The following is a 15754-nucleotide window of genomic DNA, read 5'->3' as shown; positions in this document are numbered from 1 at the left end:
CGCCGTGGACTGCACAGCCGGACAGTAGCCGGACCGGCCTCAGCCGGTGAGCCACTCCGTCCGGGTGGTGACGGCCGCGAGCCGGTCGGGGTCGGGCGTCACGCCGAGGCCGGGCCCGTCGGGCACGACGAGGTGGCCGTCCTCGAGCACGAACGGCTCGGTGACGTCGGTGCGGTAGTAGCGGTCGGAGGCCGAGGTGTCACCGGGCAGCGTGAACCCCGGCAGCGCGGCGAGCGCGACGTTGGCCGCCCGCCCGACGCCGGTCTCGAGCATGCCGCCGCACCAGACCGGGACGCCGTGCGCGCGGCACACGTCGTGGATCCGGCGGGCCTCGAGGTAGCCGCCGACCCGGCCCGGCTTGACGTTGACGACCGAGCAGGCACCCAGCTCGATGGCGGCGGCCGCCGACTGGGCCGAGGTGATCGACTCGTCGAGGCAGACCGGGGTCCGGATGACCTGCGCGAGCCGCGCGTGGCCGAGGAGGTCCTCCTCCTCGAGCGGCTGCTCGATGAGCAGCAGGTCGAAGGCGTCGAGGCCGGCGAGGTGCCGCGCGTCGGCCAGCGTGTACGCCGTGTTGGCGTCGACCTGCAGCAGCAGGTCGTCGCCGAAGCGCTCGCGGACGGCGCGCACCGGCTCGAGGTCCCAGCCGGGCTCGATCTTGAGCTTGATCCGCACGTAGCCCTCGGCGCGGTAGCCCTCGACGGCGTCGAGCAGCGCCGGGATGCTGTCCATGATGCCGACCGAGACGCCGGCCGGCACCCGGTCGCGCACCGCGCCGAGCTCGCGCGCGAACGAGCGGCCCTCGACCCGCAGCTCGGCGTCGAGCACGGCCATCTCGAGCGCCGCCTTGGCCATCCGGTGCCCCTTGAACGGCGCCAGCACCTCGGCGACGCGGGGCGCGTCGACCTTGCCGGCCGCCACGAGGGCCGGCACCAGGAAGCGGCGCAGCACGTCGGCGGCGCCGGCGACGTACTCGGAGGAGTAGCGCGGGTCGACCATGGTCACGCACTCCCCCCAGCCGTCGCCGTCGTCGGTGACGGCCCGCAGCAGCAGGAGGTCGCGCGTCACCTGGGTCCCGAAGGACGTGCGGAACGGCGCCACCAGGGGCAGCGACACGTGGTGGAGCTCAATGCCCTTGAACGTCACAGGTCTCTCCGAACGAGGTAGGAACCGGCAGGGTCGAACGCGGTGATCCGGGCGCCGTCGCCGAGCAGCGTGGTCAGCGCCTCGCGCACGCAGGTGCGCCAGCGGTGCGCGAGGTCGGGGTCGGTGGCGCGCAGCCCGGTGATGTCCCGGGGTACGGCGACCCGCGAGACGGCGCCGTCGAGGCGGCCGAGGACCGGGGATCCGTCGGCGGCGAGCCCGACCGCGGTGACCACGTCGCCGCTGGCGCTCGCGAGCGCGGGGCGCCCCCCGGAGGACGCGGCCACCACGGCCGGGTCGAGCAGCGACCAGCGCACCAGCAGCCGGTCGGTCTCGTCAGTGCCGTTGATGGTGTCGGGCATCCGGCCGTAGAAGTTCGTCAGGTACTCGACCGGGCGCGCGCCCAGCTTGGTCAGGTTGAAGTAGGCGTTGCGGCTGACCAGCGGGTCGAAGGTCCAGGCGATCTCGGTCACGCCGTGCAGCAGCGCCCACGCCCGTTGGTGGACCTTGAGCGCGAAGCCGACGCTGCGTCCGCTCATCTCCTGGGCCACCCCGGCGATGTGGCTGTGCAGCGCGTCGTCGCCGGGAGCGGAGAAGAAGCCGACGCAGGCGCCGACCAGCCGGTCGTCGACCAGGGCGCCGCCGACGTAGTTGCCGGCCTTGGTGAACGCCCGGAGCAGCTCGAGGGTGACCGGCGGGCTGGCCGCGCGGCCCCAGATGTCGGCGTAGAGGCCGACGACCTGCTCGAGCTCGGCGAGGTCGCGCAGCTCGCGGACGACGACGCCGGCCGCGACCGCCGCCGCGTCGGCGGCCTCGACCGCACCGTCGACCCCCACCACCCCCACGACCCCCGCGTGGGTAGCGCGCTCGACGCCGGTGCGTCCGGGGACGGTCATGGTCGCGCCCCCACGGGTGCGGGTGCGCGGCCCAGCGGCGAGGCCAGGAGGTCGTCGACCAGGGCGCACAGCAGCAGGGTCCGGTCGGGCAGCGGGTCCAGCAGCACGTGCTCGTCGTCGGCGTGCGCCCCACCGCCGACCGCGCCGAGACCGTCGAGCGTGGGCGTGCCCACGCCGGCGGTGAAGTTGCCGTCGGACGCGCCGCCGACGGCCACGGCAGCCGGCTCGGGCTGCCCGAGGCGGACGGCGACCTGCCGCACCCGCTCGAGCAGGACGGCCGAGGAGTCGGCGTCGAGCGGTGGCCGGTTGGGGCCGCCGCCGACCTCGACGGCGGCGCCGTCGGTGACGGGCCGGAGCGCCCGCACGGCGCGGTCGACGCGCTGCTGCTCGGCGAGCGTGCGCACGCGCACGTCGATCGCGAACGAGCCGGTCGCCGGCACGGTGTTGGTGGTCTGGCCCGAGCGCGCCACGGTCGGGGTGACGGTGGTGCCGAGCCCCGGGTCGCCGAGCGCCGCCACGGCCAGCACCTGGTGGGCCAGCTCGATCGTGGCGTTGACGCCCCGCTCGGGCTCGAGGCCGGCGTGGGCGGCGCGACCGGTGACGCGGACGTCGTAGAGGGAGACGCCCTTGCGCTCGCTCTTCAGGGCTCCCCCGTCTGCCGAGGCCTCCAGGACCAGCACCGCACCGGCGGCGCGGGCCTCCTCCTCGACCAGTCCGCGGGACGACGGCGAGCCGAGCTCCTCGTCGCCGGTGACCAGCAGGGTGACGCCGTCCTGGCCGGCGGCGGCGTGGAAGGCCATCGCCAGCCCGGTCTTCATGTCGAAGCAGCCGGGGCCGCGCAGCACGCCGCCCTCGACGGTGCACGGGTGCGTCGCCAGGGTGCCGACCGGCCAGACCGTGTCGTGGTGGCCGAGCAGCAGGACCCGCGACGGGCCGGCGCCGAGGCGCCAGCGCAGGTGGGTCCGGCCGTCGAGCACGACCCGCTCGGGCTCCTGCCCGAGCCGGCGCGCGCCCACCCGGGCCACGACGTCGGCGGACCGGGCGACGGCCGCGAGGTCGGTCGACGGCGACTCGCACCCCACCAGCTCGCGGACGTCGTGGAGCAGCTCGGCGAGGTCCATCAGCCGACCCTCGGGGTCGCCCGCGCGCCGAAGTGCAGGTAGCGCTCGCCGGTGGGCAGCTCGAAGAACGTCACCGGGAACCAGGTCTCGGCCTCCTCGGGCTTGGTCAGGAACATGCCGTCGGCGTAGGCGACCAGGAGGTGGTCGTCGACCGGGTCGGCCACCATCTCGGCGATCGGGCCGACGACCTCCGTGCGCAGGTGGGGGCCCTCGTCGTCGACGTAGACCTCCATGTTCACGCCGGCCCGCTCGTAGCGACCGACGTACTGCGCGGCATCGACGTCGGCGGGCGGCACCGGCGGCTCGAGGCGCGCCGGCATCTGCACCCCGGCGAGCTCGGCGAGGACCTCGCGGTAGAGGTCCTCGTAGAGGTCGCGGCTGCCGTCGTTGTTGGTCAGCAGGGTCACGGCGAGGCCGGACTCGGGGAGCACCCGCAGGAACGCCGACTCGCCGATGGTGTTGCCGTCGTGGCCGTAGAGCCGCTGGCCGTCCCAGCCGAAGCGGATCCAGCCGAGGCCCCACGAGTCGCCGAGCGAGTAGACGTCGGGCAGGTCGGCCTGGTGGGCGGCCATCTCGCGGGTCGACTCCTCGCTCAGCACGCGGGTGCCGTCGGGAGCCAGGCCGCCGGAGAGGTGCAGGCGGGCGAAGGCCAGCACGTCGGCCGCATTGGCGGTGACCAGTCCGGCGGGGCCGAGCGAGCGCGGCAGCTGCCAGACCGGGGCGACCACCTTGCGGCCGTCGTCGTCGACGTGGCCGACGGCCGCCGCGTGCAGCAGGGCCTCCTCGGGCAGCGTGATCGCGTGCTCCATGCCGAGCGGGGTGAACAGCCGCTCGCGCAGCGCCTCGTCCCAGGTCGAGCCCGTGAGCACCTCGATGACCCGGCCGAGCACCGAGAACCCGGCGTTGCAGTAGGACCAGGTGGCGCCGAGCGGGTGGTTCTGGGTCTGGTCAGCCAGCAGCGCGACGTAGCGCTCGAGGCAGTCGTCGCCACGACCGGTGTCGGTGAAGACGTCGCCGTCGATGCCACTGGTGTGGTTGAGCAGCTGGCGCAGGGTGACCTTGGCGGTGACGACGGGATCGGCGAGTCGCAGCTCGGGGAGCACGTCGACCACCGGCGCGTCCAGGTCGGCCAGGCCCTCGTCGACCAGCTGGAGCACGACGGTGGCGGTCCACACCTTGGTGATCGACCCGATCTGGAAGAGCGCGTCGGGCGTGACCGGTGCTGTGGTGTCCAGGTTGAGCACCCCGTGGGTGGCGACGACCAGCTCGTCGTCGCCGGCCGGGTCGTGACGCAGGATCCCCAGCTGCGCGCCGGGTACGCCGTGCCGCGCGGCCAGCACGGCCAACCGGTGCTGCCAGTGCTCCACGTCGATCGAGGGGCGGCCGGCGTGCAGGACGTGCTGCTCGACCCAGTCGACCAGGCGACGGGCGTAGTCGATGCGCTGGGACGGGCGGCCGAGCAGCACGAAGGCGTGCGAGGCGCCGGGGTAGAGGACGAGCTCGGTGGGCACGCCGCGGTGGCGCAGCGAGGTGTGCCACTGCTGGGCCTGGCCGACCGGGCAGGTGCGGTCCTCGAGGCCGTGCAGGACCAGCGTGGGCGTGCTGACCCGGTCGACGCGGTTGATCGGCGACATCGCGGCGTACTCGTCGGGGCGCTCCCACGGGGTGCCGTCCAGCTCGTAGGAGGCCATGCCGGTGCCGTCGTCGGCGGTGCCGTACATGCTCACCATGTCGCTGACGACGCCCCCGGCCACCCCGGCCTTGAAGCGGTCGTCGAGGGCGGTGAGCCAGCAGGTCATGAAGCCGCCGTAGCTGTAGCCGGTGACGGCGAGCCGGTCGGGGTCGGCGACGCCCTCGGCGACGAGGTCGTCGAGCGGCTCGAGGAAGTCGTGGTGGTCGGCGACGCCCCAGCCGCCGTTGACGCCGTCGTAGAAGGACTCGCCGTAGCCGTCGCTCCCGCGCGGGTTGACCAGCAGCACCACCCAGCCGCGCGAGACCAGCTCCTGGTGGTAGGGGTGCATCTGGTCAGCGGCGCCGTTCCAGGCGTTGTGTGGCCCGCCGTGCACGTCGAGCAGGAGCGGCCGGGGGCCGCTCTCGCCCGGCGCGCGGAGCACCCAGCCGTGCACCTCGGTGCCGTCGGAGATGGTGAAGGTGCGCTCCTCGGGCACCACCAGCTCGACGTCGGCCAGCGGGTCGCCGTGGGTGGTGAGCACCGTCTCGGTGCCCGAGGCGAGGTCGAGCGCCACGACCTCGCCGAAGGACGTGGGGGTGGTCAGCACCACGACCGCGGTGCCGCCGACGACCGAGAGCCCCGACACGACGCGGTCGGCGCCGGCCAGGACCGGCGTCGCGGCGCCGTCGCCGTCGTCAGCGCCGTCGAGGGACCACAGGTGGGTGCAGCCGCGGTCGCGGACGGCGAGCAGCAGGCGCCCGTCGGCGTCCTGGTGGGGCAGGCCGCCGGGGTAGGCCGGGGCGCCCGCCATCACGTTGCGGTCGAGGTGGCCGGTGAGGCTGCGGGCCTCGCCCGCGGTCCCGTCGTCCGACAGTGGCACCCGCAGCAGGTGCTGGTGGCCGATCGGGTCGCCGGGGTGGCCCACGACGAGCAGGCTCGTGCCGTCGGGGGCGAAGGTCACCGCGCCGGCGACCCCGTCGGCCAGCGCGACGACGCGCGGCGTGGCCTTGGGGTCCTCGACGTCGAGGAGGTGCACGGCGGTGCGGAACGCGAGGTCGCTGTCGGCGCCGACGCGGCGCACGAACGCCACGGTGCGTCCGTCGGGCGACCACGCCGGCCCGTCGGCGTGCTCGGGACCGTCGGTGACCTGGCGCCACTCGCCGGAGGCGACGTCGGCCACGTGCAGCTGGCGGCGCACGGCGCCGTGGAGGCCCCGCCCGTCGGCCTGGTAGTCGACCCGGCTCGCGACGAGCGGCTCGCGGCCGCCGGTCGGGTCGACCGGCGCGGAGACGACCAGGCGGGTCCCGTCGGGGCTCCACGAGGGGGCACCGGCGCCCAGCGGCAGGGTGGTGAACGGCTCGACCTCGCCACCGTCGGCGGCGAGGAGGTGCACCTGCCCGCCGCGCACGAACGCGACCCGCGAGCCGTCGGGCGACCAGGTGGGGGCGGCGTCGTCGGGACCGGCCGTGAGCCGGCGGGCGTCGCCGCCCGAGACGCCGACGGTCCAGAGCTGGTCGACGTTGCGGTCGCCGTCGAGGTCGAGGGTGCGCAGGACGTAGAGCACCCGGCTCCCGTCGGGGGAGAGCACGGCGTCGGACGGGACGGCGAGGGCGGTCAGGTCGTCGATGCTCATGGCGCGGGTCATTTCTGGCTCCTAGGTCGGGTGGCTCCGGGGACGGCGGCCAGCAGGTCGCGGGTGTAGGCCTCGGCGGGCCGGGTCAGCACCTCGTCGGTGGGTCCCTGCTCGACGATCCGCCCGTGGTGCATGACGGCGACGTACGACGCGACGTACCTGACGACGGCGAGGTTGTGGGAGATGAAGAGCATCGACAGGCCGAGCTCGGCCTGCAGCTCGCGCACCAGGTTGAGGACGGCGCCCTGCACCGACACGTCGAGCGCGGAGGTGATCTCGTCGGCGACCACGACCGCCGGGCGGGCGGCCAGGGCCCGGGCCAGCGCCACGCGCTGCCGCTGGCCGCCGGAGAGCTGGCCGGGACGCGCGCCGGCGCGGGACGGCTCGAGGTGCACCAGCTCGAGCAGCCGGGCGACCTCGGCGCGCCGCTCGGCACGGCCGATCCGCTCGGGCAGGGCCTCGGCGATGCTCTCGCCGATGCTCATCCGCGGGTCGAGGGAGGAGAACGGGTCCTGGAAGACCATCTGCACCGGGCGGGGCCGACCGCGCAGCGGCACCGGCTCGCCGTCGAGCAGCACGGCGCCGCCGGTCAGCGGCGCGAGGCCGACGGCGGCCCGGGCGAGGGTCGACTTGCCCGAGCCCGACTCGCCGACCAGGCCGACGACCTGACCCGGCCGCACCGCGAGCGAGACGTGGTCGACGACGGTGCTGTGGCCGTAGCGGACCGTGACGTCCTCGAAGCTGAGGCCCTTCACGTCGCGTCCACCTTCGCCGCCGCCACCTGGTGCCCGTGGTCGAGGTGGATCGGCTCGCCGGCGTGCCAGCACGCCACCCGGCGGTCGGCCGCGTCGGTGACCAGCGGCGGGTCCTCGGTCAGGCAGCGGTCGGTGGCCAGGGGGCAGCGGTCGGCGTAGGCGCAGCCCGCGGGCAGGTCGGCGGGGTTGGGCGGACGACCGGGGATGACCACCAGCGGCTCGTCGAGGTCGGTGTCCATCGTCGGGACCGCGGCGACCAGGGCGCGGGTGTAGGGGTGGCGGGCGGCCGTGGCGAGGTCGCAGGCCGGCAGGTCCTCGACGATCCGGCCGGCGTACATCACCAGCACGCGGTCGCACACGTCGCCGACCACCGTCACGTCGTGGCTGATCAGGACCAGCGCCACGTCGTCGGCCGTGCGGATGCTCTGCAGCAGGTCGAGCACCTGCTGCTGCACCGTGACGTCGAGGGCGGTGGTCGGCTCGTCGGCGATGATCAGCGACGGAGAGCCCATCAGGCCCATCGCGATCATGGCGCGCTGCCGCATGCCGCCGGACAGCTCGTGCGGGTACTGCCGGGCGCGCCGCGGCGCGTCGTCGATGCGCACGGCGTCGAGCCGGTCGACGGCGCGATCCATCGCCGCGCGGCGGTCGAGGCCCTGGTGGTGGCGGGCCACCTCGGCCAGCTGCCCGCCGATCCGGCTGGTCGGGTTGAACGACGTCATCGGGTCCTGGAAGACCATCGCCAGCGTGGTCCCGAGGTGGCGCCGCTGGTCGGCGTCGTCGGCGGTCACCAGGTCCTGGCCGAGCAGGTCGATCCGGTCGGCGTCGACCTGGGCGAGGTCGTCGAGCAGCCGGGCGACCGCGAGGGCGGTGACCGACTTGCCCGACCCCGACTCCCCCACGATGCCGACGGCCTCGCCGCGACCGACCGCGAAGCTGACCCCGCGCACGGCGCGCACCTGGCCGGCGTGGCCGGGGAAGGAGACCTCGAGGTCGCGGACGTCGAGCACGAGGTCGGACCGCGGGTCGCGGTCGTCGGGCGCGGGGCGGTCCACGAGCCGCGGACCCGGGCCGCGTCCCCACCTGCGGCGGGGGTTGGACGCCGTCGCGGCGCCGTAGCCGAAGCCCGCGGCCTTGGCGAGCGACTCCCCGAGCAGGTTGAGCGCGAGTCCGGCGAGGAGCACGGCGGCACCGGGCGCGAGCGCGGCCGCGGGGTTGACGTAGAGCGACCCGACGCCCTCGAAGAGCAGCCGGCCCCAGTCGTACTTCGGGGACTGGACACCGATGCCGAGGAACGACAGCCCGGCGAACGCGAGCAGGGCCGACCCGGCCCCGATCGTCGCGTTGACGATCAGCGGCTCGGCGATGTTGGGCAGCACGTGCCGGCGCAGGACGCGGAGCTCGCCGACACCGGCGACCCGGGCCGCGGCGACGTAGTCGCGCGAGGCGACGCCGGCGACGAGGGTCTGGACGAGCCGGGCGAAGCTGGGGGCCCCGGCGAACCCGATGGCGAGCACCGCGCCGGTCGCGCCGACGCCGAAGACGACGGCGAAGAAGAGGGCGAGGAGCAGCCCGGGGAACGCGACGGCGATGCCGACGGCCGCGGTCACCAGCCGGCCCGCGCGGCGCCCGAGCAGGAGGGGCGCGGTGCCGAGGACCAGGCCCATCACCACCGCGATGCCGGTGGCGGCGAGCGCCAGCAGGATCGAGAGCCGGGTCGCGACGAGCGTGCGGAACAGGATGTCGCGCCCGAGGCCGTCGGTTCCGGCCCAGTGCTCGCGCGAGGGCCCGGCGAGGATGTTGCTGGTGTCGTCGGCCGTGGCCTGGTCGCCCCACAGCACGGGGGCGACGACGGCCAGGACCAGCGTGGCCAGGCAGAGCAGCGCCGCGGCCAGCCCCAGCGGGGTGCGGAACACCGCCGTCCACCGCGGCGCGGTCGTGTCGTCCCGGGCCACGTCAGTCCTCCGCGATCATCGAACGGGGGTCGAGCAGCGCCAGCGCCACGTCGACGCCGGTGTTGACCAGCAGCACGCCGACGCCGTACACGAGGACGATGCCCTGGACGACCGGGTAGTCCTTGTTGAGGATCGAGGACGCGATGGTGGTGCCCAGGCCGGGCCAGGCGAAGACGTTCTCGACCAGGACGGTGCCGGCGACCAGCCCGCCGAGCAGCAGGCCGGCGAGGGTCAGGGCGGCGGTGAGGGCGTTGGGCAGCGCGTGCCCGAGGTAGACCCGCATCGGCGGGAGCCGCTTGGCACGAGCGGTGCGCACGTAGTCGGCCTGGAGGACGGTGACCATCTCGACCCGCAGGATCCGCGCGAGGATCGCGGCCGGCCCGATGGACAGCGCGATCACCGGCAGCACGTACGCCGAGAGGGTCTGGTTGCCGGCGACCGGCATCGTGCCGAGCGAGACCCCGAAGACGTAGACCAGGCCGACGCCCACCATGAAGTCCGGGATCGTGCCCAGCACGACGGTGGTGCCGGTGAAGGCGAGCTCGGTACGCCGGCCGCGGCCGCGCCGGGTCAGCACCCCGGCGGCCACGCCGACCGGGACGGCCACCGCGATCGCCAGCAGGAAGCCCGGCACGGCCAGCCAGAGCGTGGCCGGCAGGCGCTGGGAGATCACCTCGGAGACCGGCAGCTGGGAGATCATCGACGTCCCCAGGTCGCCGGTCACGACGCCCTTGAGGTAGTCGAGGTACTGCACGAGCAGCGGGTCGTCCAGACCCAGGGACGCCCGCCGCTCCCGGACCAGGTCAGCGGGGGCGGTGGGCCCCAGCGCCCCGCGGACGGGGTCGCCCGGGATGAGGTGGAGCATCAGGAACGATGCCGTGAGCAGCACCCAGAGCGACACGAGGAGCCGACCCGCCCGGCGGACGGCGAACCGCAGCCAGGGGCGGGACTCCAGCGTGCGCGTCCGCTTGACGGCGTCCGAGGTCGCGGTGGTGGCCATCGGTCACTTGGCCAGCATCCGGATGCTGGTGGGCACCATCTGGCCCGGGTAGTCGAACTCGCTCCCGGCCATGTAGGTCTTGCCCACGGTGTTGGCGAACGGGACGACGTCGGCCTCCTCGACGAGGTGCGACTCGGCCTCGAGCCAGGTGTCGCAGCCCTCCTGGCCCACCAGCGCGGAGGCCTCCTCGACCCCGGCGTCGTAGTCGTCGTTCTGGATGCCGGCGAAGTTGGTGCCGCCGTCGGCGACGCCGGGCCCGGAGAGGAAGGGCACGAGCTGGTCGGGGCTGTTGACGTTGAGCGTCAGCCAGGCGAGGTCCCAGTCACCGGTCCCGAAGAGGGTCTGCTCCAGGGCGGCGCCGTTCTGCGGCTTCGGGGTCACCGTGACCCCGGCGTCCTCCCACTGCTGGACGGCGAGCTCGGCGGCGGCGGCGACGCCGGACCCGCTGCTGGGGTCGAAGAGGAAGGTGAGCTCGGGGAGGTCGGCGGCGGAGAGCGTCGCCCGGGCGGCCTCGACGTCGCGAGCGGGCAGTGCCCCACTCACCGAGTCACCGGGGCAGGCCACCGGGTCGAGGGCCGCGAGCGTCGTCGCCGGCGTCCCCTTGCCGGAGGTGACCACCCGCTGGATCTCCTCCAGGTCGATCGCCTGGGTGAGCGCCAGGCGCACCTCGGGGTCGCTGGTCGCGCGCCCCTCGGCCTGGTTGTAGAACTGCTCGCCCGCCAGGGCGGCCGTGTCGTAGGTCTGCAGTCCGGCGCCCTCGAGGCGCTCCTGGTCGGGCCCGCTCACGATCGCGCCGTTGAGCTGGCCGGACAGGAGCAGGTTGGCGGCGGTCGACTCGTTCTCCACGACCCGCATCACGATCGTGTCGGGCATGCCCTCGGTCTCGGTCGTGTCGCCGTCGGGGCCCCAGGTGTAGCCCTCGCGGATCTGGAACGTGTAGCTGTCGCCGACCGCGGCCTCGGTGAGCTCGTAAGGCCCGGTGCCGCTGCTCTGGTCGGCCAGCGACGCCCGGTCCTCGAGCCCGGCGGCGCAGACGATCGGCAGGTTGGCCAGGCCCTGCAGCACGAACGGCGCGGGCTCGGCGAGGGTGAGCGTGACGGTGCGGGCCTCGTCGTCGGCCTCGGCCGTCGCGCCCACCGGGAAGAAGGTACCGAGGAAGCCGCTCTCGTTCTTGGGGTCCGCGACGTAGTCGAAGTTGGCCACGACGTCGGAGGCGGTCAGCTCCGAGCCGTCGGAGCAGGTGATGCCCTCGGCCAGGGTGAAGGTGACGGTCTCGCCCTCGACCTCCCACTCGGTGGCCAGGCCCGACTGCACCTCGCCGTCGTCGAAGTTGGTGCTCAGCAGCCGGTCGTAGGCCAGCTGGCTCACGCTGAAGTGGGCGCTGGCGACCGAGGAGTGCGGGTCGAGGTTGCCGGGGTCGGCGTTGATCGCCATGGTGAAGGTGCCGCCGTCGACGACGTCGCCACCGCCACCGGGACCGCCGTCGGAGCCGCCGGATCCTCCGGAGCCGCAGCCGGCCAGCAGCACGGTCGTCAGGCAGAGCGCCAGGGGTGTGGCTCGGTTCATCTCGGGTCTCCTCGTCGCGGGCGGGTGGTCAGGCGCGCTGGAAGGCGCGGCCGACGTGCAGGTAGCGGGCGTTTCCCGATCCGTCGTCCCCGAGGAACGAGTAGGGGATGTGCATCCCACGGTCGGCCTCGAGCGGGATCAGGCTGTCGGGGCCGAAGGAGACGAGCTCCTTGGGCTCCTCCTTCTCGCCCAGCTCGGCGAAGATCCCCTTGGGAACGGTGTCGAGCCAGATGCGTCGGTCGTCGTCCTGGGTGACCACGAGGTCCATGACCTCGGCGGAGTAGGTGCCGACGAACCGGCTCGCGTCGATCGACTCCGGCTCGGCCGGCGGGGTCGGGAGCGCGGGGATGGTGGTGGCGCCGAGCTCGCTGAGCACCCGACCGACGACGTCGCGGTAGAGCGAGAAGACGTCGCCGCCGTTGGTGAGCAGGGTGACGGCCAGGTCGGCGCCGGGCACCAGTCGCAGGAAGGCGCTCTGCCCGATGGTGTTGCCGTCGTGGCCGATGACGTCGCCCTCGGGCAGGTCGAACCGCTCGAAGCCCAGGCCCCACGAGGTGCCCATGACGCCGGTGTAGGGCAGGTCGACGGCCCGTGCGTGCATCCGGGCGGCGGTGCCGGGGGCGAGCACCTGGGTGCCGTCGGCGGCCCGACCGTCCTCGAGGTGCATCCGGGCAAAGGTCAGCAGGTCCCGGGGACGCATCGACAGCATCGTCCCGGCCGGGCTGTTCGAGCGGGCCATGGCCCACATCGGGGCCGGCTCGTAGGCGGCGTCCGACGACGGCTGCACGTGGCCGACCGCGGCGCGGAACATGATCGCCTCGCCGGGTCCGGTGGCGGCGTGGGTGAGGCCGAGCGGCGCGAACAGGTGCTCACGCAGGCAGGCGTCGTAGGTCTTCTCGCGCAGCACCTCGACCAGGCGGCCCAGGACGACGTAGCCGGCGTTGTTGTAGGAGAACTGCTCGCCCACCGGGAAGAGCTGCGGCACCTCGCCGAGGGTCGCGACGTACTTCTCGAGGCAGTCGTCGCCCGGTCCGGTGTCGGTGAAGATGTCGCCCTCGAAGCCGGCGGTGTGCATCAGCAGGTGCCGCGCGGTGATCGTCGCGGCGGCGTCCTGGTCGCTCAGCCGCAGCCCGGGCACGTAGCCGTGCACCGGCCGGTCGAGGTCGAGGAGTCCCTCGTCGACCAGCTGCAGCACCAGGGTGCTGGTCCACAGCTTGGTGATCGACCCGATCTGGAAGACCGAGTCGGCGGTGGCCTCGACGCCGGTGGTCGTGCTGAGCAGGCCGGCGGCCCCGTCGACGACCTCCCCGTCGTGGAGGATCCCCCAGGCCGCGCCCGGGACGTCGTACTCGGCCAGCAGCGCCGGCAGCTCGGCGTCGAGCCATCGCTGCACGTCGTGGAGTGAGGTCACGACAGCGACGGTATGAGCCAGGTCACGTCTCGTGTTCGTCCAGCTCGACGAGGCGAACGGTCCCTGCTTGTCGACGTCGACGAACCGACGTCGGCACGACCGACGAGCTACGCGGCGGAGCGGACCCGCGCCTCGGCCTGCGCCAGCTCCGCGGCGTACAGGTCGGCGACCTTGGCCGCGTGCTGGTCGCAGCGACGCGTGTGGATGGCGCGGCGGCAGATGCACAGGGAGGCGCGCTCGTGGGGGGCGATGGCACGGTCGATCATCGGGTGGGGGTCCTCGGTGGTTCTCGGGCAGGCGCGGTCGATCGGTCACGGGACCAACGCGCGGTCCGGGCCGGGGTCACGGCCGGGTCGAGGTGCCGTGCGTCACGCCCGGCGAGGTGTCGTCAGCCGGCGGCGGGGTCGAGGACCGCCGCGGCCGCGCGGTGCACGACGTAGCCGCAGTCGGGGTCGAGGACCCGCACGTCGAGGGTGGGCCGGGAGGCGGCGCCGGCGGCCCTCGTGGCGTTGGGCGACCAGCTGACGACGCAGGTGCAGCGGACCAGGGCCATGTCGCGAGCGTAGTCGCACCTCACCCTTCTGGGTGGGAGAATCGCGGGAACCGGTCGCGGCCACCCTCGCTACCCTCGACCAGCCGGAGCGGCGCGAGGAGGGGTACGGGTGAGCCAGGCGGACCACCGACGCCCGAGCCGCGCCGCCGCGGCGGTGGCGCTCGGTTGCGCCGCGTTCGCCCTCGGCGCCCTGCTGCTCGCCGGCACCGCGAGCGAGGCCTCGGCCTCGGCCCCGGCGGTGGGGGCGACCGCCTGGTGGCTCACGGCCGTCGTGCTGGTGACCCAGTGCGCGGCCCTGCTGTGGCTGTGGCTCCGCCCGCGCACGGTGCTCGTCGCGACCGCGCTGGCGGCGCCCCTGGTCGCGCTGGTGGGGGGTGAGGACGCCACCAGCACCACCGCGGTCGCCATCGTCACCGCCGTCTTCGTCACAGCCCTGTCCCTCCCCCTCGCCGACCTCGCGCCCACGCTGGCCGGGGTTGCCGCGGCGATGGTCGTCGGTGGCGTCGTCGCCGCGCTGGGCAGGGACGTGCCGGCGCCGGAGGCGGTCGGGGCGTCGTTCCTCCAGGCCGTCGGCACGCTCGGCCTGGTCCTCCTCGTCGCGACCTGGGTGCGCGCCACCCGGGAGACCCGGCGCGCGGTCGCCGCCCAGCGGCAGGCCGTGGCCCGCGAGCAGGACGCGCTGGTCCAGGCGGCCGTGGCGCGCGAGCGCTCCGACATGGCCCGCGAGCTGCACGACATCGCGGCCCACCACCTCAGCGGCATCGCCGTGCTGGCCGCCGCGGTGGAGCGGCAGATCGACACCGATCCCGACGGCGCCAAGCAGGCCGTCCGGCTGGTGCGCCGCCAGAGCACGACCGTCCTGCGGGACCTCCGCAGCCTGGTCGGGCTGCTCCGCGAGCACCACCCGGCCTCCGAGACCCGGCCCGAGACGCTGCGCGGGGTGCGCGACCTGGTGGCGCAGGTGGCCGCCACCGGCACCCCCGTCGACCTGACCGTCCTCGGCGACGACGACGACCCGGGCCGCGACGTGGGGCCGCTCGCCCAGCTCGCGGCCTACCGGGCCGTCCAGGAGGCGCTGACCAACGCGACCCGGCACGCGCCCGGCGCGCGGTGCCACGTCAGCATCGACGCCCGCGCCGCGGAGTCCGTGGTCGTCACGGTCCGCAACGAGCCCGCCCCCGGCCCGACGGCGGCGCCGGCCGACGGCGGCGGGTTCGGCCTGATCGGCATGCGCGAGCGGGCCCAGCTGACCAACGCCGTCCTCGAGACCGGGGCGACCGACGACGGCGGCTGGGTCGTGACCATGCGGCTGCCCAAGGAGAAGGAGACCGGTACGCCATGACCCGGACGATCCGCGTCGTCGTCGCCGACGACCAGCCCCTCGTGCGGGCCGGCCTGACCACCCTGCTCGGCGCCGAGCCCGACATCGAGGTCGTCGGCACCGCCGCCGACGGCCACGAGGCCGTCGAGGTGGCCCGTCGGCTGCGGCCCGACGTGGTCTGCATGGACGTCCGGATGCCCGGGATGGACGGCATCGCCGCCACCCGCGAGCTGAGCGGCCCCGACGTCGCCGACCCCATCCCGGTGCTGGTGCTCACCACGTTCGAGATCGACGACTACCTGTTCGGGGCGCTCGAGGCCGGGGCGTCGGGGTTCCAGCTCAAGGACGCCGACCCCGAGATCCTGGTCCGGGCGGTCCGCTCGGTCGCCGCGGGCAACGGCACCCTCGACGACACGCTGACCAAGCGGGTGCTCAGCGAGGTCGTCGGCCGCCGGCGTACGCAGCCGGTCAGCGCGGCCCGCGGGACCGACCTGCTGACCCCGCGCGAGCTCGACATCGTCCTGCTCCTGGCGCAGGGCCTCTCCAACGACGAGATCTCCCAGGAGCTGTTCCTGGAGGTCTCGACGGTCAAGTCCCACCTGGCCCGGATCCTGCCCAAGCTGGGGGTCCGGTCGCGCCTGCAGGCCGCGGTCTGGGCCTACCAGAACCGCATCGTCGAACCCCCCGACTGACCCGGCGCCGGCGCCGGCATCGGACGTTGCATCGAA

The 15754-nt window shown here is 74.5% G+C and carries 13 protein-coding genes; 2 read left to right on the top strand and 11 right to left on the bottom strand.

What is annotated here, in order from left to right; all coding sequences use genetic code 11:
• Positions 1-39: 39 nt before the first annotated feature.
• The 11 genes from menC to AC4MBH_RS22990 form a co-directional block, all read right to left on the bottom strand.
• Positions 40-1146 (bottom strand): o-succinylbenzoate synthase, encoded by a 1107-nt coding sequence (gene menC / locus AC4MBH_RS23040; RefSeq protein WP_491797750.1) that lies wholly within the window; start codon positions 1144-1146, stop codon positions 40-42.
• Positions 1143-2039, bottom strand: a complete 897-nt coding sequence (locus AC4MBH_RS23035) for a GNAT family N-acetyltransferase (RefSeq protein ID WP_491797749.1) — start codon at positions 2037-2039, stop codon at positions 1143-1145. The genes menC and AC4MBH_RS23035 overlap by 4 nt, the downstream gene beginning before the upstream one ends.
• Positions 2036-3160, bottom strand: a complete 1125-nt coding sequence (locus AC4MBH_RS23030) for a M20 family metallopeptidase (RefSeq protein ID WP_491797748.1) — start codon at positions 3158-3160, stop codon at positions 2036-2038. Before AC4MBH_RS23030 ends, AC4MBH_RS23035 begins: the two co-directional genes overlap by 4 nt.
• Positions 3160-6477, bottom strand: a complete 3318-nt coding sequence (locus AC4MBH_RS23025) for a serine hydrolase (RefSeq protein WP_491797747.1) — start codon at positions 6475-6477, stop codon at positions 3160-3162. The genes AC4MBH_RS23030 and AC4MBH_RS23025 overlap by 1 nt, the downstream gene beginning before the upstream one ends.
• The gene (locus AC4MBH_RS23020; RefSeq protein ID WP_491797746.1) at positions 6474-7220 is read right to left on the bottom strand and encodes an ABC transporter ATP-binding protein; all 747 of its coding nucleotides are present in this window, start codon (positions 7218-7220) and stop codon (positions 6474-6476) included. The genes AC4MBH_RS23025 and AC4MBH_RS23020 overlap by 4 nt, the downstream gene beginning before the upstream one ends.
• Positions 7217-9175: a dipeptide/oligopeptide/nickel ABC transporter permease/ATP-binding protein gene (locus AC4MBH_RS23015; protein ID WP_491797745.1), complete on the bottom strand. Its 1959-nt coding sequence runs from the start codon at positions 9173-9175 to the stop codon at positions 7217-7219. The genes AC4MBH_RS23020 and AC4MBH_RS23015 overlap by 4 nt, the downstream gene beginning before the upstream one ends.
• A gap of 1 nt (position 9176) precedes the next feature.
• Positions 9177-10175: an ABC transporter permease gene (locus AC4MBH_RS23010; protein ID WP_491797744.1), complete on the bottom strand. Its 999-nt coding sequence runs from the start codon at positions 10173-10175 to the stop codon at positions 9177-9179.
• 3 nt (positions 10176-10178) lie between these two features.
• Positions 10179-11741 carry an ABC transporter substrate-binding protein gene (locus AC4MBH_RS23005; RefSeq protein WP_491797743.1) on the bottom strand — a complete coding sequence of 521 codons (1563 nt, stop codon included), beginning with the start codon at positions 11739-11741 and terminating at the stop codon, positions 10179-10181.
• 28 nt (positions 11742-11769) lie between these two features.
• Positions 11770-13152 (bottom strand): serine hydrolase domain-containing protein, encoded by a 1383-nt coding sequence (locus AC4MBH_RS23000; protein WP_491797742.1) that lies wholly within the window; start codon positions 13150-13152, stop codon positions 11770-11772.
• A gap of 107 nt (positions 13153-13259) precedes the next feature.
• Entirely contained in the window at positions 13260-13418 is a 159-nt protein-coding gene (locus tag AC4MBH_RS22995) for a hypothetical protein (RefSeq protein ID WP_491797741.1), read from the bottom strand.
• 122 nt (positions 13419-13540) lie between these two features.
• The gene (locus tag AC4MBH_RS22990) at positions 13541-13705 is read right to left on the bottom strand and encodes a hypothetical protein (protein WP_491797740.1); all 165 of its coding nucleotides are present in this window, start codon (positions 13703-13705) and stop codon (positions 13541-13543) included.
• 109 nt (positions 13706-13814) lie between these two features.
• On the opposite strand from AC4MBH_RS22990, the gene AC4MBH_RS22985 reads away from it, so the two are divergent.
• Complete coding sequence (locus tag AC4MBH_RS22985) at positions 13815-15047, top strand: sensor histidine kinase (protein ID WP_491797739.1); 1233 nt, start codon at positions 13815-13817, stop codon at positions 15045-15047.
• Complete coding sequence (locus tag AC4MBH_RS22980; protein ID WP_491797738.1) at positions 15044-15718, top strand: response regulator; 675 nt, start codon at positions 15044-15046, stop codon at positions 15716-15718. Before AC4MBH_RS22985 ends, AC4MBH_RS22980 begins: the two co-directional genes overlap by 4 nt.
• Positions 15719-15754: the final 36 nt, after the last annotated feature.

This window comes from Nocardioides sp. WJ219 (genome assembly GCF_058559815.1).
The sequence above is the reverse complement of the archived record's forward strand: the minus strand, read 5'-3'. Positions and strand labels throughout refer to the sequence as shown.

What these genes read in the sequence shown, in the direction of transcription:
- AC4MBH_RS23035 (WP_491797749.1), bottom strand. Translation starts at nt 2,039, where the DNA reads ATGACCGTCCCCGGACGCACCGGCGTCGAGCGCGCTACCCACGCGGGG.
- AC4MBH_RS23030 (WP_491797748.1), bottom strand. Translation starts at nt 3,160, where the DNA reads ATGGACCTCGCCGAGCTGCTCCACGACGTCCGCGAGCTGGTGGGGTGC.
- AC4MBH_RS23025 (WP_491797747.1), bottom strand. Translation starts at nt 6,477, where the DNA reads ATGACCCGCGCCATGAGCATCGACGACCTGACCGCCCTCGCCGTCCCG.
- AC4MBH_RS23010 (WP_491797744.1), bottom strand. Translation starts at nt 10,175, where the DNA reads ATGGCCACCACCGCGACCTCGGACGCCGTCAAGCGGACGCGCACGCTG.
- AC4MBH_RS23005 (WP_491797743.1), bottom strand. Translation starts at nt 11,741, where the DNA reads ATGAACCGAGCCACACCCCTGGCGCTCTGCCTGACGACCGTGCTGCTG.
- AC4MBH_RS22995 (WP_491797741.1), bottom strand. Translation starts at nt 13,418, where the DNA reads ATGATCGACCGTGCCATCGCCCCCCACGAGCGCGCCTCCCTGTGCATC.
- AC4MBH_RS22990 (WP_491797740.1), bottom strand. Translation starts at nt 13,705, where the DNA reads ATGGCCCTGGTCCGCTGCACCTGCGTCGTCAGCTGGTCGCCCAACGCC.
- AC4MBH_RS22980 (WP_491797738.1), top strand. Translation starts at nt 15,044, where the DNA reads ATGACCCGGACGATCCGCGTCGTCGTCGCCGACGACCAGCCCCTCGTG.